At 61.5% G+C, this 20,076-nt stretch carries 14 protein-coding genes and 1 pseudogene; 6 read left to right on the forward strand and 9 right to left on the reverse strand.

Features of this window, described 5'->3' with window-relative positions:
• The first annotated feature begins 8 nt into the window (after window positions 1-8).
• The gene (locus AC07VF_RS19280; protein WP_282373467.1) at window positions 9-920 is read left to right on the forward strand and encodes an SMP-30/gluconolactonase/LRE family protein; all 912 of its coding nucleotides are present in this window, start codon (window positions 9-11) and stop codon (window positions 918-920) included.
• A 48-nt stretch (window positions 921-968) separates the two neighbouring features.
• On the opposite strand, the gene AC07VF_RS19285 is transcribed toward AC07VF_RS19280, so the two are convergent.
• Together AC07VF_RS19285 and AC07VF_RS19290 are read right to left on the reverse strand one after the other, a co-directional pair.
• Window positions 969-1,832, reverse strand: a complete 864-nt coding sequence (locus tag AC07VF_RS19285; RefSeq protein ID WP_407073245.1) for a methyl-accepting chemotaxis protein — start codon at window positions 1,830-1,832, stop codon at window positions 969-971.
• Window positions 1,833-2,993 (reverse strand): annotated as a pseudogene (locus AC07VF_RS19290) (HAMP domain-containing protein); the annotation flags it as partial. It lies immediately after the preceding gene.
• A 367-nt stretch (window positions 2,994-3,360) separates the two neighbouring features.
• Here AC07VF_RS19290 and AC07VF_RS19295 point away from each other — a divergent pair.
• Window positions 3,361-5,169 (forward strand): sensor domain-containing diguanylate cyclase, encoded by a 1,809-nt coding sequence (locus AC07VF_RS19295; RefSeq protein WP_495008029.1) that lies wholly within the window; start codon window positions 3,361-3,363, stop codon window positions 5,167-5,169.
• Window positions 5,170-5,448: 279 nt separating this feature from the next.
• Here the strand turns inward: AC07VF_RS19295 and gloA are convergent, their stop codons facing one another.
• The gene (gene gloA, locus AC07VF_RS19300; RefSeq protein ID WP_495008030.1) at window positions 5,449-5,979 is read right to left on the reverse strand and encodes a lactoylglutathione lyase; all 531 of its coding nucleotides are present in this window, start codon (window positions 5,977-5,979) and stop codon (window positions 5,449-5,451) included.
• 200 nt (window positions 5,980-6,179) lie between these two features.
• Between gloA and AC07VF_RS19305 the strand changes: the two genes are divergently transcribed.
• Complete coding sequence (locus AC07VF_RS19305; RefSeq protein WP_346626139.1) at window positions 6,180-6,683, forward strand: DUF4946 domain-containing protein; 504 nt, start codon at window positions 6,180-6,182, stop codon at window positions 6,681-6,683.
• A 480-nt stretch (window positions 6,684-7,163) separates the two neighbouring features.
• On the opposite strand, the gene AC07VF_RS19310 is transcribed toward AC07VF_RS19305, so the two are convergent.
• The 5 genes from AC07VF_RS19310 to mexE form a co-directional block, all read right to left on the reverse strand.
• Window positions 7,164-7,529, reverse strand: a complete 366-nt coding sequence (locus AC07VF_RS19310) for a histone-like nucleoid-structuring protein, MvaT/MvaU family (protein ID WP_192173688.1) — start codon at window positions 7,527-7,529, stop codon at window positions 7,164-7,166.
• Window positions 7,530-7,886: 357 nt separating this feature from the next.
• The gene (locus AC07VF_RS19315) at window positions 7,887-8,984 is read right to left on the reverse strand and encodes a HEAT repeat domain-containing protein (RefSeq protein ID WP_495008031.1); all 1,098 of its coding nucleotides are present in this window, start codon (window positions 8,982-8,984) and stop codon (window positions 7,887-7,889) included.
• A gap of 214 nt (window positions 8,985-9,198) precedes the next feature.
• On the reverse strand, window positions 9,199-10,596 hold the full coding sequence (locus AC07VF_RS19320; RefSeq protein WP_192173621.1) for an efflux transporter outer membrane subunit: 1,398 nt from the start codon (window positions 10,594-10,596) through the stop codon (window positions 9,199-9,201).
• Window positions 10,596-13,787, reverse strand: coding sequence for an efflux RND transporter permease subunit (locus tag AC07VF_RS19325; RefSeq protein ID WP_495008032.1), 3,192 nt, complete (start codon window positions 13,785-13,787; stop codon window positions 10,596-10,598). The genes AC07VF_RS19320 and AC07VF_RS19325 overlap by 1 nt, the downstream gene beginning before the upstream one ends.
• A gap of 12 nt (window positions 13,788-13,799) precedes the next feature.
• Complete coding sequence (gene mexE / locus AC07VF_RS19330) at window positions 13,800-15,041, reverse strand: multidrug efflux RND transporter periplasmic adaptor subunit MexE (RefSeq protein ID WP_495008033.1); 1,242 nt, start codon at window positions 15,039-15,041, stop codon at window positions 13,800-13,802.
• 291 nt (window positions 15,042-15,332) lie between these two features.
• Between mexE and AC07VF_RS19335 the strand changes: the two genes are divergently transcribed.
• Both AC07VF_RS19335 and AC07VF_RS19340 read left to right on the forward strand, forming a co-directional pair.
• Window positions 15,333-15,647: a helix-turn-helix domain-containing protein gene (locus AC07VF_RS19335; protein WP_192173624.1), complete on the forward strand. Its 315-nt coding sequence runs from the start codon at window positions 15,333-15,335 to the stop codon at window positions 15,645-15,647.
• Complete coding sequence (locus AC07VF_RS19340; RefSeq protein ID WP_495008034.1) at window positions 15,640-16,902, forward strand: type II toxin-antitoxin system HipA family toxin; 1,263 nt, start codon at window positions 15,640-15,642, stop codon at window positions 16,900-16,902. The genes AC07VF_RS19335 and AC07VF_RS19340 overlap by 8 nt, the downstream gene beginning before the upstream one ends.
• Before the next feature lie 199 nt (window positions 16,903-17,101).
• Here the strand turns inward: AC07VF_RS19340 and AC07VF_RS19345 are convergent, their stop codons facing one another.
• On the reverse strand, window positions 17,102-17,833 hold the full coding sequence (locus AC07VF_RS19345) for a class I SAM-dependent methyltransferase (protein WP_495008035.1): 732 nt from the start codon (window positions 17,831-17,833) through the stop codon (window positions 17,102-17,104).
• Between the two features lie 324 nt (window positions 17,834-18,157).
• Here AC07VF_RS19345 and AC07VF_RS19350 point away from each other — a divergent pair, with 324 nt between their 5' ends.
• Window positions 18,158-19,558 carry an LLM class flavin-dependent oxidoreductase gene (locus tag AC07VF_RS19350; protein WP_282373620.1) on the forward strand — a complete coding sequence of 467 codons (1,401 nt, stop codon included), beginning with the start codon at window positions 18,158-18,160 and terminating at the stop codon, window positions 19,556-19,558.
• The last annotated feature ends 518 nt before the right edge of the window (window positions 19,559-20,076 follow it).

Genomic DNA, 20,076 nt, shown 5'->3' on the forward strand with positions numbered 1-20,076 from the left:
TCGAACCTGTGTCCGACGACCTCTACGAATGCCATGACAAGCGTTTCCACCGCCTGATCCTGCCCAACACCCAGCTCGAGCGCCTGTACGACCAGTGCCGCTGGGCCGAAGGGCCGGTGTGGTTCAACGACGGCGGGTATCTGTTGTGGAGCGACATCCCCAACCAACGCATGTTGCGCTGGACCCCGGAGCAGGGCGTGTCGACGTTCCGCACCCCGTCGAATTTCGCCAACGGCAACACCCGCGATTTATTGGGACGGCTGATCACCTGCGAGCACGGGACCCGCAGCGTCACCCGCACCGAACCGGACGGCTCTATCACTGTGCTGGCCGAGCGCTTTGAAGGCAAACGGCTGAATTCGCCGAATGATGTGGTGGTGCACCGCGACGGCGCCGTGTGGTTCACCGATCCGAGCTACGGCATCCTCACCGATTACGAGGGCTATCAGGCCGACGAAGAGCAGCCGGGCCGCCACGTCTACCGCATCGACCCGGACAGCGGCGAGATCGCCTGCATGGCCAACGACTTCGTGCAGCCCAATGGCCTGGCGTTCTCCCCGGACGGGCAGACCCTGTACATCGCCGATTCCGGCCGCTCCCACGACCCCGATGGCCCCCACCACATCCGCGCGTTCGAGGTCATCAATGGGCGTGAGCTGGGGCAGTCGCGGGTGTTCGCGGTGATCGAACCGGGCGTGCCGGACGGCATGCGCGTGGATGTGCAGGGCAATATCTGGACCAGCGCCGGCGATGGCGTTCAATGCTTCGCCGCCGACGGCACCTTGCTGGGCAAGATTCGCCTGCCGGAGAAGGTCGCCAACCTGACCTTCGGCGGGCCGCGCCGTAACCGCCTGTTCATCGCCGCGAACACGTCGTTGTACTCGGTGTACGTGGCGGTGGCGGGGGCTCAGGTGCCTTGAGCGATGAACGGGCAGGGCGCGCGGCGTTTGACACCGCGCGCCCAATCCTTAGAGTTTGAAACGACCGACCACGGTGCGCAGCTCGCCGGCCAGCAGCGACAGTTCGTCCGCCGTTACCGCGTTGTCCTCGATGCCTTCCATCAGCATGAACGTGCCGTTGCGGATCTCGGTGACGTTGCGGTTGATGTCCTCGGACACGGCGTGCTGTTGAACGGCAGCGCTGGCAATCTGGGTGTTCATGCCGACGATCGATTCCACGCCTTCGTTGATCGCGTTCAGGCTAGAGGACGTCTGATCGGCCGACGTCAGGCAATCCTGCGCCCGGTCCTTGCCCGCTTTCATCTGCTCTACGGCAGCGCTGGTCGCCAGTTGCAATTGCTGGATGATCCGCTGGATTTCGGCGGTGGAGTTTTGCGTGCGCGAAGCCAGGGTTCTGACTTCATCCGCGACCACGGCAAAGCCACGGCCTTGCTCGCCGGCACGGGCGGCTTCGATGGCGGCGTTGAGGGCCAGCAGGTTGGTCTGGTCGGCGATGTTGCGGATGACTTCGATGACCCCGCCGATTTCTTGGCTGTGCAGCGCGAGCGCCGCGACCTTTTGCGCGCTGAGGTCGACTTCGCCGGCCAGCGCCTCGATGGTCTGGCGGGTCTGCTGCATCACGCCCAGGCCTTTGCCGGACGCCTGACTGGCCTGTTCCGCCGCACGCGCCGCGCCTTCGGTGTTCTGGGCGACGTCGGCGACACTGGCGGTCATTTCGTTGATGGCGGTGGCGACCTGTTCGGTTTCCCCTTGCTGGGCGTTCATCGACACCTTGGCGCGGTCGATGGATGCGCTCAGGCGAGTCGCTGCGTCGGACACCGAACTCGAACTGCGCTCCACCTGAGCGAGGGATTCACCGAAGGCCTGGACCATGTGGTTCAAACCGGTGCCGATGTCGGCCATTTCGTCTTTGCCGGCGACGTTGACCCGTGCGGTGAGATCGCCCTGGGCGATGCGGCGGGTGGCGCTCAACATGTCTTCCATGGCCCGACGCATGGCGCTGTAGATCCCGCTGAAGGCATAGATCAGCAGCAGGCCGGCAATGGCGAACATGGCCAGCATGGCGGTGCGTTCGGCCGACTTGTCCTTGACCCGTTGCTCCAGCACGGCGGACAGCGCGGCTTGCAAAGCGTCCTGCGCCTTGTACAGCTCGGCGACCACAGCGTTGCCTTTGGCCGGCAGGCCCTGCATGCCGGTGATGGTGTTTTGCGAGGAGCCGATCAAGGTTTCCAGGTCGGTGCGAAAGCTGTCCAGGCTCGAAAGCCCGCTGCTGACGGGGGACTGGATGCGGTCGGCGAGGGCCGGTTCCTGACGACGCAGCAGAGTGAGGCTCTGCAGCAACTCCTGGCGAATCTGGGCTTCTTGCTTGAGCAGCGATTTAATCGTGCCACGGGTGGCGTCTGTCAGCGGCTGGCCTTCATGCAGGCCGCTGGCCAAACCTCGCAACTGGCCGACCACGTTGATCTGGCGCGGCAGACGCAGGGTGCTTTGGTCGATCAGGAACAGCGAGGCATAGTCTTCGTCGAGGACCATTCCGGAGGTGGCGGAGATGAAATAGATGAAATTCAGCGTTTGAGTCATCTGATCGCTCCAGGCGTCAAACAGGGTCGCCTGATCGGCCCCGGTTTTGGTCTGGCTGATCAACCCTTCGGCCCCGGAGCGCAAGCGTTGTACGCGATCTCCGGTTTCAAGCCCCGCACCGAGCTGGCGGTCGGTAGTTTCCAGTTTGGAGTACGCATCCAGCAGTTTGGCCTGGTTGGCGGCGAGGTCAGGTTGGGCTGTTTGATCCCCGCTGAGCAGGCGGTTGGTCAATGCTCGTTGCAGCATCGACAGGCGCAGTACCGGGGTAACGTCCATCAGATAGCGCTGGCCGACTTGTTCGAAATGGATGTTATCGATGCTGGTAGTGAGTTGATGCAGCAGGCGCGCGCCGAGCAGGGCCAGCGGCAAAAGCACAATGATGGCCAGCACCGCGAATTTGGCGGGAAAGCGCAGGCGGTTGGTCAGGTAAACGGCAGGGGCAAGAATGTTCATACTGTTCTCAAAGCCCCGGAGCGGGGCGCTTGGGTTGTTGTCGATGAGAACGGTCCTTTTTCTCGGGATTCAGTGGCGTTGACGACGTTCTTGCAGGAAGCGTTGTGGCTGGCTGCGCGTCGTTCTGCTCCATCTGTCGGCGCCGATCCTATTAACTTTATTAAAACTTGTACAAAAATATATTTCTGTATAGCTTTGGAACTGAAACGATTAACTGATGTCTTTGTGATATCACTTTTCTCAGCTCGCCCGAAGTCTGTTTTTTACCCCGTATCGCGGTCACCGACCTTCTGTCATGATCAGGTGCGAGGAGTAGTGGCTATGAGATATCATTCAACCTGTATTTTCAGAACCGAGGGCGGATGCCATGAACTGTTCGCTGGAAATTGAGCAGAAGCGCCTGTCCGCGGTTCACGCTTTGCAATGGCTGGAAACCGCCCATAGTGAGGATTTCGACCGCCTGTGTCGCCTTGCTGCTGCGCACTTTCGCGTGCCGACGGCGCTGGTCTCGCTGGTGGAAAAAGACCGTCAGTGGTTTCCCGGTCGAGTGGGTTTCGAACCCAGCCAGACGCCCATAGAGCAGTCGTTTTGTCGCTACACCATCCAGAACCCCGGGATCATGGTGGTTCAGGACGCCCAACTCGATCCGCGCTTTTCCCACAACCCGCTGGTCACGGCGCCGGGTGGCATTCGTTTCTATGCCGGTGCGCCGTTATGCAACCAGCACGGCGATGTGCTCGGCAGTTTTTGCCTGATCGACCAGGTGCCCCGTACGCTGGAATCCAATGAACTGGCAGCCCTTGAAGATTTCGCTCAGTTGGTCATGGGGCAGGTCGAGCAATGTCAGCTGATGCGCTACCGTCACCCTGTCAGCCGCTTGCCGAATTTGCAGCAGTTCCTGCTCGATACGCAGGGCTTTGCGGTGACCGGGAGCGAGGTGCGATTGATGGTGGTGATCCGCATCCAGCCGGTGGCGAGTGCGGCCGATCTCAGCGTGAGCAGTCATCTGGATGCGCAGCAGTCGCGCTGCGATATGGCCAACTCCCTGCGCCGGCGTCTGGATGGTATCGCCGAGCTTTACCATGTCAGCGAACTGGATTTCTGCCTGCAGGTGAGCTGCGACCGGCTTCGCCGGGACGATTTGATTCGCATGCTACTGGCGCTGATTACCGAGCCTTTCCCGCACCAACAGGTGGCGGTGGGGCTGGCGTGCTGTGATGACGGTGAACATTCCGCCTCGACGCTCATGGGCAAAGCGACCCACGCGGCGGGGAGAGCGGTTTATCGACAGGTGCCGTGGGCGGCCTATGACGAAGCCGAGGATTGCGCCCAGCGTCGCGCGCTGACGCTGCTTGGTGAACTCGGCGAATCGCTGATCAGCGGCGACATCTATCTGGAGTACCAGCCGCGCTTCAGCTTGCAGAATGGCCGCCTGCTCAGCGTCGAGGCGTTGATTCGCTGGACCCACCCGATGCTGGGCAAGATCTGGCCTAGCGAATTCATTCCGCTGGTCGAGAGCGCCGGCAGGATCAGCACGGTGACGCGCTGGGTGATCGATCGCGCGCTGACCGACCTTAGCGGCTGGATCGACGAAGAGGTGCGCCTGTCCCTCAATCTGTCGCCGCTGGACTTCGCCGACATGGACATCGCCTTGACGCTGCAAAGCGCCTGCGACCAACACGGCGTGCATCCCTCACGGCTGGAAGTCGAGATCACCGAAGGCGAGTGGATCCGTGCCGACAAACGCGTCATCGCGCAGCTCACCCGAATCCGCGAGCTGGGCGTTGACGTGGCCATCGATGATTTCGGCGCAGGCTACAGTAACTTTGCCTACCTGCATGAGATTCCGGCCAACATCCTCAAGCTGGACAAATCCCTGGTCACCGATCTTGAGAGCAACCCGCGCAACCGCATCATCGCTCGATCCGTGCTGCACCTGGCCGGCGAGTTGGGCTATCGCACCGTGGCGGAAGGTGTCGAGACGTTCCGTTGTATGAGCCTGGTGAGGGATTTCGGCTGCGAGGAGGCCCAGGGGTATTTCCTGAGCCGGCCGCTTAAGTTGCAGCAGCTTAAACAGCAGTGCGAGAACATCGCGCTGACGTTCACGCCTGAACCGTCGAACGCGCAGGTTTATGCGGATCTGACTGATGCGGATCAGGTGATAGAAGCGGCGTGACGCCTGACGCCTTCCCGGCTAAAGCCGGTCCTACGGTCGGGGATATTGCCGATATCGCTGGATGCACGCGCTGCTTTTAGTGGGACCGGCTTCAGCCGGGAATAGGCAATTAGATCCTCTGCATCTTCAGCGGCAGAGACGCTGTCTTCGCGAGCACGCTCGCTCCCACCTGTTCATCGTCGACCCGTGATCTCGGCCACTCTGAGGAACGTGTGGGAGTGAGCTTGCTCGCGCATAGGCTTATTCCTGGCTAAAGCCAGTCCGACTCGCTAGACGCGATTACTCGCCCGATACCGGCGTCGGCTGGATGATTTCGACCCAGTAACCATCCGGGTCCTTGATGAAGGCCAGGCTTTTCATGCGGCCATCGGTCAGGCGTTTCTGGAAGTCCACGCCCAGTTCTTCGAAGCGCGCGCAGGCAGCCTTCACGTCCTGCACCGAGATGCAGATGTGACCGAAGCCGCGCGGGTCGGTGTTGCCGTTGTGGTAGGAAAACGCAGGGTCTTTTTCGGTGCCGTGGTTGTGGGTCAGTTCGAGCACGCCGGGGATGCCTTTCATCCAGACGTTGCGCGCAGCATCGTCCTGCGGAATCTGCGCTTTATCCACCAGCGCCAGGAAGTACAGGCTGAATTCCGCTTCCGGGAAGTCGCGCTTCTCTACCAGACTGAAGCCCAGCACGCGGGTGTAGAAATCCAGAGAAGCGGTGGCGTCCTTGACGCGCAACATGGTGTGGTTGAACACGAATTGTGCGGTCGAGGCGTCCGGGGTGGCCGTGACGCCGGGGAAGGTGTTCAGGTCGTGCAGACTCATGGTTGTCTCCGGGTTAACGCTAAAAAGTTGCGTAATGATACGGGCTCATGGCCGACGCGCCAAACCGAAGGCGCATAAAGCGCGGCTTTCGACTTGTGGGCGATGGATGACCGGCTCACACTTCGCGGCTCGACCTTCAGGTACCGCCCATGCATCTCTCATTGCGCCCATGCGCCCGCGTTGCTTTCTGTTTCGTGCTCATGATTCCTGGCGTCGCCTCTTCGGCGGACGCCATGATCATCTGGCCCGAGGGCTGGGAAGTGGAAGCGCTGCCCCAACCGCCGGCGAGCGAGGGTCAGCCCGCCGTGCAAATACGACAGCGTGCGGTTAAAAACGATCAGAACGGTGATCCGGCCATGGTGGTCGAGCTGACCCAGACGCAGCTGCAGCCCGGTCACTCGGTCAACGTGCAGAGCGTACTGCTGGAAATGCGCAAGGCGGTGCAGGTCAATTTTGCGCGCGGTGGCTTCCAAAGCGTCTGCACACACATGAAGGACAGCACGCTGAGCGACATCCCCGCCATGGAGACCACGTGCACGATCACCCAGAACGGCAATCACGTCATGACCCAGACGCTGGTGGCGGCGGCCAGTCCGCAGTTGGCGTGGTCGTTGTCGTATGCCGGTTCGGCGGAAGGCTACGCGGCCCTTAAAGACGAAGTGTTGCAGATCAGGAATGGCCTGCGCCTGGGATCGGCGCCTTAGGTCGAGGCGGGGGGTTACACAAATCGCGGGCATAAAGAAGCCCGCCGAAGCGGGCATTGGGGCACTAATCCTTTAGTAGCCTCCATCCTGTACAAGCCGGTGTGAAAAAAATGTGAAGCATGCGAGCCGTTGGGCCGCAGAGGCGTAATTTATCTGTTGATGCGTGAAGGCTCATAGCCAGCTTTGCCGCGCACACTGGCCATACTTAGTGGAATTAACAAGCGGAAAATCATCGGCAATTGAGCATGCTATAAGCCTGCCGCCTATTGAAAGCGATATATCACACTAATACGAATCTGTTCAGCTAATTGTCAGGTTGAATATTCAACGCTGGTGCTACACCAGCACTCATTATCTAAACTGCCTAAGACTTCGCTCGCAATCAGCCGCGTTTAAAGCACTTGTTTCACTGCGATACCCTACACTTTCAGAGAAGCCCTGCGAGCAGAGCTTCTTCTCGACACTGCAAGGGATACAGGACTAGCGGCCGCGCAACCAGGAATCAACGGTTTCGGCACCGTATTGTATTTTCCAGTTTTTCAAACCGCGATGGTTGCCGCCTTTGGTCTCGATGACTTCACCGGTGTGGGGGTTTTGATAGACTTTGACGACCCGCGGGCGGCGGCGTTTCGGGGCCGCTGGCGCAAGGGTGGAAGCGCCGGTGTGAGGGTCGAGGATCGCGATGATGTCGCGCAAGGTCTTGTCATACGTGCTCATCAGGGCCTGCAGCTGCTGCTCGAACTCGATTTCCTTCTTCAGTCCGGCGTCGTTCTTCAGATACTCCAGCTGGGCCAGCTGCTCCTGAAGGGCTTTTTCTGCTGCGCGAAATTCGGCAAGTCTGGACAAAATGATACTCCGGCAATTAATGGCTGTTGTCAGCTCAATGCAAGCAACAATGCGAGTAACAAGGACGCGCATCTGGGTCTGCTGCTGTTGGTTTCACCACTTTCTACCGTGTCCTTGACATCAGGATCAGCCGTCGACACTAACTTCTTGAGGGTGAAGGTTGGTATCAATACGGGGTAGTTCAGTTGCGGCGCGAGTAAATAATGCACGTTTTTTACGCGTTGTAAAATAGGGGATGACTAATTGTTAACTGAAAGATCCCGGCGACGATATGCCGGTCTGACAAAAAAACAATAACAGTCGCAAACCGTTGTAAGTCATTTCTTATACTTTAGCGCTATCGGAAACTATGCCGTTCTAGAGCCCTTGCTGCAGCGCCGGATCGTCGGCGTTGAGCTGCTCCAGTTCAGCCAGCAGCACCTGCACTTTTTGCAGCTGCCCGGCCTCGGTCCAGTAGCGAATCAGCAGAATCCTCGCGCGACGGTCGGCGGGTGCGCGCTGAAGGATGTCCTCCAGCTGACGCTGCGCGGCTTCGAGCTGATCCAGATCGTGAAGCGCGACGGCGAGGTCGTAGCGGTAACCGGTGTTGTCCGGTTCCAGCTCAATGGCTCGGGTCAGCGGGAGCAGGGCGTATTCATTTTGTTTATGACGCAGCAGCCATTGGCCGAGTGCGTGTTGCGCCAGGGACGACTGGGGCTGTTTCTCCAGCCACTGGGCGAGCAACTGGCGCGAACGATCGGCCTGGCCCTGGCGGTCGAGCACCTGCACCAGCGCCAGCCCGGTCTCGAGGTTGTCCGGTTCCAGTTTTGCGGCCAGTTCCAGCGCATCGATCGCCTTTTGCGGGGTGCCGTTGTTGAGGTAGAGCTGCGCGAGCGCGAGCTGACGTTGCCCGCTCGGCGGCTGGGCACTCAATGCCTGCTCATACTGTTGAGCCGCCTCCTGCAACGCGCCGTAATACAGGCCCAATTCATCCGGGCCCAACGGCAGCAAGGCGCGCACCGCACTGAAGCGCACCTCATCGTCGGCATCGTCCAGCAGCGGGCCGATCAGCGTGCTGCGTTGTTCCTCCGGCAGCATGGCCGACACCGTCTGGATGGCCGCCTGCTGAACCAGCGGCGCGGGGCGCTTGAGATCGCCGCGCAGAATTTTCAGCGCCTGGGCCCCCGGGTAATTAACCAGCTCGGCGAGCAGACCGGCACGGCGAATATCGGACAGGTCGGTGCGACTGAATTGCTGATACAGCACACGCGCGGCGCCGGGCTTGCCGCCATGGGCCTGCTCCAGTGCTTCGGCGTAGCTGTGATTGACCTGCGGTGCGGCTGGAGGCGCGTGCCAGTTTCGCACCAGCATCGCCATGGCGATGATCAGCAGCAATAGCGCCAGCGCAATTGCCACCTGCCAGCGACGTCGAGCCTTGAGCTGGGCGGGTGTGCGCCGGGAAGACGATTCAGACATATCGGTTTCCGTGTTTGCGTGTGCAGCAGCTTCGGGGAGAGACCGCCGAGTGTCAAACGCTGTGGGGATGGATTCGGCCCCTGGGCGCTCGCAGGGGATTTCTTCAGTCCAGAAAAAAGCCCCGAACCTTGTGGGTCCGAGGCTTTTTCAGGGCGGCAGATCAGGGCTACAGAACGGCCGCCGGTTGAGCGATCCCGCTGTTCAACCTGCGACGTCAGGCATTCGGCTGCCAGCCACCGCCAAGGGCTTTGTAGATGGCAACGATGCCGCGGTACAGATCGATTTCAGCCAGGGCCTGGCTGTCTTCGGCGGCGAGACGTTCGCGTTCTGCGTCCAGCAGGACGAGGAAGTCCGCCGTGCCTTCGCGGTACTGGATGTTCGCCAGATTCGCTGCCGAACGGCTGGCTTCACTCTGCCGTACCAAGGACACCAGACGCTGCTGACGCTTGTCGTAGTCGCTGAAGGCGTTCTCGGTTTCTTCCAGGGCCAGCAGCACTTGTTGCTCGTAATTGGCCAGCGCGCCTTCGGCATCGGCGTTGGCGCCACGAATCCGCGCCCTCACGCTGCCCAGGTCAAAGGCCGCCCAGGTGATGCTCGGGCCGAGACCCCACGCCTGCGCCGCGCCGGAACCGATCTGCGAACCACGGCTGGCCGTGAAACCCAGGAAACCGCTGAGGCTGACCCGTGGGAACAGGTCGGCGGTCTGCACGCCAATTCGCGCGGTCTGCGCCGCCAGTTGCCGCTCGGCGCTGCGCACGTCCGGACGGTTTTCCAGCAGCTTGGTCGGATCACCGATCGGCAGGGCCTTGGAGATCGCCGGCAGTTTGGCCGGGGCGAGGGTCACGGTCATGGCGTCCGGACGTTCGCCGAGCAGGGTAGCGATGCGGTTGCGTTCGCGCACCTGTTCGGCCTGAAGCTGCGGAATGGTGGCTTCCACCGCCGCCAGACGCGCGTCGGAACGGACCACGTCGAGTTCATTGCCCACGCCTTCGTCACGCAACTGGGCGGTCACCCGGCGAGAGTCCTGCTGGTTTTTCAGGTTGTCCCGGGCAATGTTCTCGCGCAATTGGGCGCCACGCAGCTGACCGTAAGCGTCGACCAGCTCGGCGATCATCGTTACCTGCAACTGATAGAGGTTGGCCTCGGCAGCTTGTTGATCAGCGTCACTGGCTTCCAGCTCGCGCTGGATGCGGCCGAACAGGTCCAGCTCCCAAGCCATGTCCAGGCCCAGGTCGTAACGTTCCTGATTGACCCGGTGCTCGGTTTCACCCGGCACCTGAGCGCGGCCGACCTGGCTGCTGGCGCGGCTGGTCACCACCGGCATGGCGTCGTTGCTGATGTCGTCCCGGATCGCACGGGACGCTTTCAGACGGGCGAAGGCAACGCGCAACTCGCGGTTACCCTGCAGCGATTCGGCGACCAGTTTGTTCAGGGTCGGGTCGTCGAACTGCTGCCACCAGACGGTCTCGATGTGGCTGCGGTCATAGGCCCGCTGGGTGGCGGCCTGAATGTTGGCCGCCGCGGTTTCCGGCTTCTTGTAGTCCGGGCCGACGGCGCAGGCCGCCAGCGCCAGCACCAGCAGGCTCGGCAGAAAGAGTTTTGCAGCCTTCATCAATGAGCCTCCGCAGCGTTGTTCTGGATGCGTTGCGCCTTGGCGGCCTTGCGAGCCTCTTTGCGTCCAACGTAGTTACGAATCAGTACATAGAACACCGGCGTCAACAGCAGACCGAAGAAGGTCACGCCGAGCATCCCGGAGAACACCGCCACGCCCATGGCATGACGCATTTCGGCACCGGCGCCGCTGGACAGCACCAGCGGAACCACGCCCATGATGAACGCGAAGGAGGTCATCAGGATCGGCCGCAGACGCAGACGGCAGGCTTCAAGCACAGCCTCCAGCGGGGTCTTGCCCTTGTCCTGCTCATCCTTGGCGAACTCGACGATCAGAATCGCGTTCTTGCACGCCAGGCCTACCAGTACGATCAGGCCGATTTGGGTGAAGATGTTGTTGTCGCTCCCGGCAATGATCACACCGGCAATGGCCGACAGCAGGGTCATCGGTACGATCAGGATCACCGCCAGCGGCAGGCTCCAGCTTTCATACAGCGCAGCCAGTACCAGGAACGCCAGCAGCACGCAGAGCGGGAAGACCAGCAGTGCCGTGTTGCCCGACAGGATCTGTTGGTAGGTCAGGTCGGTCCACTCGTAGGTCATGCCGTTGGGCAGTTCTTCCTTGAGCAGTTTTTCCATCGCCACCTGCGCCTGACCCGAGCTAAAACCCGGACCCGCCGCGCCGTTGATCTCGGCGGTGATGAAGCCGTTGTAGTGCATGACGCGGTCCGGTCCCGAGGTGTTGGTGACTTTCAGCAGCGTCGCCAGCGGGATCATCTCGCCGCGGTTGTTGCGCACTTTCAACTGACCGATCTGTTCAGCGTCCTGACGGAACTGCTGCTCGGCCTGCACGTTGACCTGATAGGTCCGGCCGAAACGGTTGAAGTCGTTGGCGTACAGCGAGCCGAGGTAAACCTGCAGGGTGTCGAAGATGTCGCTGATCGGCACACCGAGGGTCTTGGCTTTTTCGCGGTCGATGGCGGCATCGACCTGGGGCACGTTCACCGTGTAGCTGGTGAACAGCGCGGCCAGTTCCGGCACGCTGCGGCTCTTGCCGATGATGTTCATCGTCTCTTTGTACAGCTCGTCGTAACCCAGGTTGCCACGGTCTTCGATCTGCAGACGGAAACCGCCGATCGTGCCCAGCCCCTGTACCGGCGGCGGCGGGAAGATCGCCATGTAGGCTTCCTGAATACTTGCGTATTTGCCGTTTAACGCACCGGCGATCGCACCGGCCGACTGGTCGGCTGCCGTGCGATCTTCGAACGGTTTGAGCGTGACGAAGACGATGCCGGAGTTCGGGCTGTTGGTGAAACCGTTGATCGACAGGCCCGGGAAGGCCACGGCGCTTTCAACGCCCGGTTGCTTCAGCGCGATGTCGGACATGCGCTTGATCACGTCTTCGGTACGGTCCAGGCTCGCCGCGTCCGGCAATTGCGCGAAGGCCACCAGGTACTGTTTATCCTGGGCCGGCACGAAACCGGTCGGCGTGGTGGAGAAACCCAGCCAGGTCATGACGATCAGGCCGGCGTACACCACCAGTGCCACACCGCTGACGCGAATCACCCGACCCACCGTGCTCACATAACCGTTACTGGCCTTGACGAAGAACCGGTTGAACGGTCGGAACAGCCAGGCCCCGAACAGTTTGTCGAGGAAGCGCGAGAAGCCATCCTTCGGCGCGTCGTGGGCGCGCAGCAATACGGCAGCCAGGGCAGGCGACAGGGTCAGGGAGTTGAAGGCCGAGATCACCGTCGAGATGGCGATGGTCAACGCAAACTGTTTATAGAATTGCCCGGTCAGTCCGGAGATGAACGCCGCCGGGATGAACACCGCACACAACACCAGCGCCGTGGCGATGATCGGGCCGGTCACTTCACGCATCGCGATCTGTGTGGCCTCCATCGGTTGGTGGCCGAGCTCGATATTCCGCTCGACGTTCTCCACCACCACGATGGCGTCGTCCACGACGATACCGATCGCCAGTACCAGCCCGAACAGCGACAGCGCGTTGAGGGAGAAGCCGAACAGGTGCATGACCGCAAAGGTACCGATCAGCGACACCGGCACAGCAGCCAGCGGGATGATCGAAGCGCGCCAGGTCTGCAGGAACAGGATCACCACCAGTACAACGAGGATCAGCGCTTCGAACAGGGTGTGAACCACTGCTTCGATGGAGCCGCGCACGAAGATCGTCGGGTCATAGACGATGCTGTAGTCCATGCCTTCAGGGAAGTTCTTCTTCAGCAGTTCCATTTCGCCGCGCACTTCGTTGGAAATGTCGATGGCGTTGGAGCCTGGGCGCTGGAAGATCGGGATCGCCACCGCCGGCTGGTTGTTCAGCAACGAGCGCAGCGCGTACTGGCTGGAGCCCAGTTCGACGCGGGCGATGTCTTTGACCCGGGTGATTTCGCCATTGTCGCCGGCGCGAACGATGATGTTCTCGAACTCTTCTTCAGAGACCAGACGGCCTTGGGTGTTGATCGACATCTGGAAGCTGGTGGCGCTCGGGGAGGGCGGTGCGCCCAGTTGACCGGCGGCGACCTGGCGGTTCTGCTCGCGAATGGCGTTGACCACGTCGGTCGCCGTGATGTTGCGCGAAGCGGTTTTGTTCGGATCGAGCCAGACACGCAGCGAGTAGTCGCCCATGCCGAACAGCTGCACGTCGCCGACACCGTTCAGGCGCGCCAGCTCATCCTTGATGTTGAGGACCGCGTAGTTGGACAGGTACAGCATGTCGTAGCGCTGATCCGGCGAGGTCAAGTGGACCACCATCGTCAGGTCAGGCGACGCCTTGTCCACGGTGATACCGATGCGCGTCACTTCTTCCGGCAGCTTCGGCTCGGTCCGGGTGACCCGGTTCTGCACCTGCACTTGCGCGGTGTCGAGGTTGGTCCCCAGCGCGAACGTGATGGTCAGGGTCAGCTTGCCGTCGGCCGTGGCCTGGGAGGACATGTAGAGCATGTTCTCGACGCCGGTGATCGCCTGTTCCAGTGGCGCGGCGACGGTTTCGCCGATCACTTTCGGGTTGGCACCGGGGAAGTTGGCGCGCACGACAACGGTCGGCGGCACGACTTCGGGGTATTCGCTGATCGGCAGCTGGAACAGCGAGATCGCGCCGGCGATCAGGATCAACAGCGAGAGCACCGCCGCGAAGATCGGTCGCGTGATAAAGAACTTGGAGAAATTCATCGTGTGTGTCCCTTAACCGCGTGGCGTGGCGGAAGCAGCCACCTTGGCGTCCAGCTTCGGCTGGGCCTTGGCCTGGTTGCTGGCTTCGAGCGCCTGGCGTTGTTGTTGCAGTGCGGTGAGTGTTTCGGCGCTGGCCATCGGCGTGTCTTGCGGGTCAACCGGCGACCCCGGACGCACGCGCTGCAGACCGGTGACGACGATGCGGTCGTCTTTGCCCAGGCCGCTGCGCACGATGCGCAAGCCCTCAAGCTTCGGCCCCAGCTCGACGCTGCGGTAGATCGCCTTGTTGTCCTTGTCGACCACCAGCACGAATTTCTTGCCCAGGTCGGTGCCGACCGCTTCGTCCTTGATCAGCATGGCCGAGTAGGTGCCGCTGCCGACCAGCTTCAGGCGTGCGTACAGGCCCGGGGTGTATTCGCCCTTGCTGTTGTCGAATACGGCGCGGCCACGGATGGTGCCGGTTCGCGGATTGACCTGGTTATCGACGAAGTTCATCTGACCCAGGTGCGGGTTTTCCGCCTCGTTGGACAGGCCCATGTACACCGGCGTGGTCGCGCCGCGTTTGCCGTCGCGGGCCAGCTGGTTGTACTTGAGGAACACGCGCTCGTCGGCGTCGAAGTAGGCGTAGACCTTGTCGGTCGACACCAGGCTGGTGAGGATGGTCTGATCGGCGGTGACGATGTTGCCGGCGGTGATTTCGGCGCGGCTGACCCGGCCGGTGATCGGCGCAGTGACGCGGGTGAAGCTCAGGTTCAGGCGCGCCAGATCAAGCTGTGCCTGGATGGCGGCAACGGCCGCTTTGGATTCCTGGGCGGTGGTGGTGCGCGAATCGGCGAGTTCGGCGGAGATCGCGTTGTTGGTGCGCAGGCGTTCGCCACGCTGGGCTTCATTGGTGCTGCGCTGGGCAGCAGCCTTGGACTGCTGCAGTTGCGCTTCCAGACGATGCACTTCCGCTTCGAACGGGCGCGGGTCGATCTGGAACAGCAGGTCGCCTTTTTTCACCAGCTCGCCGTCAGTGAAAGCCACCGAATCGATCTGGCCTGAAACACGCGGGCGCACCTGAACGGTTTCCGGCGATTCGAGGCGGGCGGTGACTTCGTCCCACTCGTTGACCGGTTGCTCGATCACCTTGGCCACGTTGACTTTCGCCGCCGCCGGCGCAACGGTCGCTTCAGGCGTCCGGCCGCACGCGCTGATGACCACAAGGGTCAACGCGGCGAGGGGATAGCGCAAAGGAGTTAAAGACTGAAGCATGGGAGAATCCGCCGATGTTATTGAGATGGGCGGATGATGTTCTCGGGGGTGTTATTGCACGAATCGAATGACGCGAAGGTAACTATCAGTCGTAATGATGTTCGGCGTGATAAAAGGTCTGCAATCGATTCGTCGCACCGTCCTGATGCGCTTTAAGATAAATCCATTATCTTGGGTCTTATGTGCGTTAAACGAAGATAAGCCCCATTAAAATGGATTTATGTAGGTTGAGCTTGAGGGTGGTCTGACTCATACTTGCTCGCGTCACAGGCACACAGGCCACTCACGCTCATGTTGGATTTAAGCTTCAGCAAGCCCGATGAAATCGTCGATCGCCTCTGCGCCCGGTTACGCGCCGAGCGCCTTGCGCTGCAGATGACCCAGGCCGACGTCGCCAGCCGCGCCGGCGTAGGCGTCAATACCGTTTCAAATCTCGAAGCCGGGCGCAATGTCAGCTTCGAAAATCTGGTGCGCGTGGCCATGGTCCTCGGCCGAACCAAGGAGCTGGAAGGGCTGTTCATGCCCAGGCTCGACAGCCTGGATGACATTCGCCGCTACGAGGCCGCTGCCGAGCGCCAACGTATAAGGAAGTCGGGCGATGCTTGAGCAGGTCGAAGTGTATTACAACGGCTGGGACGAGCGCTGGCTGTGGGGTACGTTAGTGTCGACGACGGCCATCACCGGGCGTCCGCAGATTGTTTTCGAGTACAGCGACGAGGCCCGGTCCAGGGGCCTGGAACTGTCGGGTTACACGCTGCCGCTGGAGGGTCCGCGCCTGCGCCGTGGCTTCGCCGCCCACCAACTCGGTCTGCCGGGGCCGGTCTACGACGCGTTGCCGGATGGTTGGGGGATGCTGCTGATGGACCGCTTGTTCAGGCGTCGTCAGCTCAATGCGGCGCGCATCGGACCGCTGGAGCGGCTGGCCTACATCGGGAATACGGCCATGGGTGCAATGTCATTCGAGCCAGTCGCGCCCGAGGGACTGGAGCCCCAGGCCCATGTGCCCATCGAGTTGCTGGCCGCCGAGATTCTGGAAGTGGTCCAGGGTGACGGCGGAGAATTCCTGCACACGCTGATGCGGGTCGGCGGCTCGCCCCAGGGGGCGCGACCCAAGGCGCTGGTCTACCGCGATCCCGAAACAGGCGCCTTCACCACCGCCGCGACACCGGGTTTCGAAGCCTGGCTGATCAAGTTTCCGGCCAAAGGCGAACACGCCGAGGTCTGCGCTATCGAGATGGTCTATGCCCACTGCCTGCGTCTGTGTGGCATCAAGACGCCTGACACTCAGCATTTCATCTTGCCCGATGGCCTGGCGGCGTTCGCCAGCCGACGCTTCGACCGGATCCAGGGCAAGCGAGTGCCGATGCAAAGCCTCGCCGCGTTCACTGGCGCGGACTACACCTCGCCCGGGTCGCTGGACTACGTCAACTTCCTGCGCGCGACGCAACTCTGCACCAACGACGTCCGCGAGAAAGCTATCGCCTTCGAGCGTGCGGTGTTCAACGTGGCGTTCAACAACCGCGACGATCATCCGAAGAACTTTGCCTACCTCATGTCGGCGTCCGGCACCTGGACCCTGGCGCCGGCCTACGACGTGACCTTCTGCGAAGGGCCGGGGGGATATCACCAGATGGACGTGCTGGGTGAGGCGCTGTCGATTGAGCGTAAAGCGATGCTTCGGCTTGCCGATGAGGCCGAGGTGTCAGCGGAGAAAGCGGGCGGGATGATTGACGGGATTTGTGATGTGGCGACTCAGTTCGCCGCGATCGCCGAACAGACCAGCCCGGGGCTTATCACGCCGGAAACCCTGGCGATGCTTCAGGCACGGATTGATGAAAACGTCGCGTTATTGCGCGGATAAATAGTCCACTCGACATCAGCTGTCCGGTGTGAAGTCTGACGCTTTCCCGGCTGAAGCCGTTCCTGCCGGGACACGCGGTGCTTTTAGTGGGACCGGCTTCAGCCGGGAAGAGGCCGGCATGAACACCCTCACGTTTGCAGCGTGACCAGTGAATTCCCGGCATAAGTCGGTCCTGCCAGGTAGCCCCTTTAAAAGCCGATCACGAGCGCGTGGCCGCCACAATCAGCATCATCGGCCGGTGAATTTCGTCAGCCAGGGCGGGGCGGTCGATGAGGTCCTGGGCCGAAGGTCCCCATTCGTTGACATTGTTGAGGGTAAATCCGCTGGCGATGAGCAGATTGAGCAGCGTGCCCATTGTGCGGTGTTGTTTGATGACCCCGGGACTCAGCCAGTCGGTGCTTCGCGGGCCTTCCGCCTGGTAATGATCCACCGGCCAGACTTTGCGGCCCTGGGAGTCGACGACCCACTGCGGCTGCAAGGACGCCATGAACACCGGGTGCTCGATGGAAAACACCAGACGGCCACCGGGGATCAATGCGTCATGGATGCTGCGCAGCAACGCACCCAGGTCAACGATGTAATGAAACGCCAGCGAGCTGAACGCCAGGCTGAAACGCGCCAATGGGAGCTGCACATGCTCCAGGTCTTCCCGCCGGTAACTGATGCGTTCATGGTGGCCTGCTTCAATGGCCCGCTGCAGCATCATTTCCGAGAGGTCCAGTCCGAGCACGCTGCGTGCACCGTGCTCGGCTGCCCAGCGCGAAAACCAGCCGTAGCCGCAGCCCAGATCCAGCACGTCGTGGCCTTGCAGATCAGGGAGCAGCGCGCGTAATGCCGGCCATTCCGGCGCGCCGGCCAAGCCGTCGATGGAGCGAGACAGCTGGCTGTAGCCCTCAAAGAAATCCGGGTTGTCGTAGATGTTCTGCGCCATATTTTTCTCACCTGTCCATTGCCCACATTCAACACGCCGGCAGCCGTCGACGCCATCCCCTGATACACCGTCACGTCCGGCCGATTTTTCCACTCTAGCCGGGAACGACTATTCAACAGCGGTTAAACAGTCTGTGGCTGGGCAGACAGACTCGCATGTCCGGCGCCGTTATGGCCCGGTATTAAATGACCTTTTTCCAAGGCCTCACCCGCAGATCAGCCGTGGCATGTTCGCTGCATTGCACACAGGGAACACGCGGTATCAAAGGTCCGCAAAACGAGGCAAGCGCCGGATGAGCAGCGTATGAATAAAGGAGTCAGCGCAGTGCCCAAGCAACTGCATGTCAATCTGTTCGAAATGAACTGCGTCAGCCACATCGTCCACGGTTTATGGGTGCACCCGGACAACAACCGGCACCGCTTCAATGATCTGGACTACTGGACGGAGCTCGCCCAGTTGCTGGAATACGGCACCTTCGACGGGGTGTTTCTGGCGGACGTGATCGGCACGTACGATGCGTTTCGTGACGGTCCGGAAACGGCGTTGCGCGAAGCCATGCAGATCCCCAGCAACGACCCGCTGCTGGTGATTCCGGCCATGGCCGCCGTGACCAAAAACCTCGGATTCGGTGCGACGTTTTCCACCACCTACGAGCCGCCATTCGCCTTCGCCCGGCGCATGAGCACCCTCGACCATCTGACCAAGGGGCGGGTGGGCTGGAACATCGTCACCTCCTACCTGCCCAATGCCGCGCGCAACTTCGGCCACGACACGGAAGTGGTTCACGACCACCGCTACGAGATCGCCGACGAGTACCTGGACGTGCTGTACAAACTCTGGGAGGGCTCCTGGGACGACGACTCGGTGATCCAGGACCGTGAGCGGCGGATCTACACCGACCCGAGCAAAGTGCGCTACATCGATCACGTCGGGGAGCATTTCAAAGTCGCCGGCCCGCATCTCTGTCAGCCGTCGCGACAGCGCACACCGGTGCTGTACCAGGCCACCGGTTCGCCAGCAGGCATGGAGTTCGCCGGGCGGCATGCTGAAGTGGTGTTCACCGGCGGCATGGACACGGCGGCGGTGCGCGGGAATATCGAGGCCATGCGCCAAAAAGCCCTTGCTCACGAGCGTGATCCCGCCGGCCTGAAATTCATCGTCATGGCCGGCGTAATCGTGGGCCGCACCGATGCGGAGGTCAGCCAGAAGCTCGACGACTACCGCAAATTAATGAGCGTCGAGGCGTCACTGGCCCATGCACAAATGGCAGTGGACCTCACCGCGTACCCGCGCGACACGCTGATCAGCGAGCTGATCGAACGCGAGGTCAAAGGCTGGCAAAGCCTATCCCGCTTCAAACCCCACCTGCGGGTGGGTGACGTACTCGGTCAGCTGGAAGGTTTCAACCGCGAACGCTTCTTTGTGGCTGGCACACCGACGGTGGTCGCTGACGAAATCGAAAAATGGCTCGACGTCGATGGCATCGACGGCATCAACTTGCGCCAGTACCTGTCCTTTGAAACGGCCCGCGACTTCATCGAACTGGTCATCCCGGAATTGCGCCGCCGGGGTCGTTTCCGTGAGTCCTACACCGAAGGCGAAACCCTGCGCGAACGCCTCTTCGGCGCGGGGCAGTCACGCCTGCCCAACGACCACTTCGGCGCCCGCTACCGCGACCCGGCCGCATTGAGTCACCCGGCGAAGCCGTTGCGGTTTCCGGGGTGACCGTTCCATGCGCGACCCGAGTGAATCGGATACCGCATTCGCGAGCAAGCTCGCTCCCACAAAAGCAGCGCTGCGTCCCGAAAAATACCGGCGCCTGAACTGGCCTCTTCCTGGCTAAAGCCAGTCCTACAAAAGCACGCGTACAGTCAGTGGGACCGGCTTCAGCCGGGAATGGACGCGGAGCATCCCGGGATGCATGCCCACGCAGAGCGTGGGTACGATCAAAGCTCGCTCCCACAAAAGCAGCGCTGCGTCCCGAAAAATACCGGCGCCTGAACTGGCCTCTTCCCGGCTAAAGCCAGTCCTACGAAAGCACGCGTACAGTCAGTGGGACCGGCTTCAGCCGGGAAGCCGTTGATCTGCTTTTGATCTGCGTACACAAAAAGTCCAAGCGACGCCAATCGCGACTTGGGTGCAGGCCGAACGCAGACGACGCGCAGTGGGCCGAGCCGCATGGATGCGGCGAGAGCGCCGTCAGGACATGGATGTCCGTTCGGCGCGGGCCCACGGAGCGTCGT

This window comes from Pseudomonas sp. GW821-FHT02H06 (assembly GCF_059421525.1).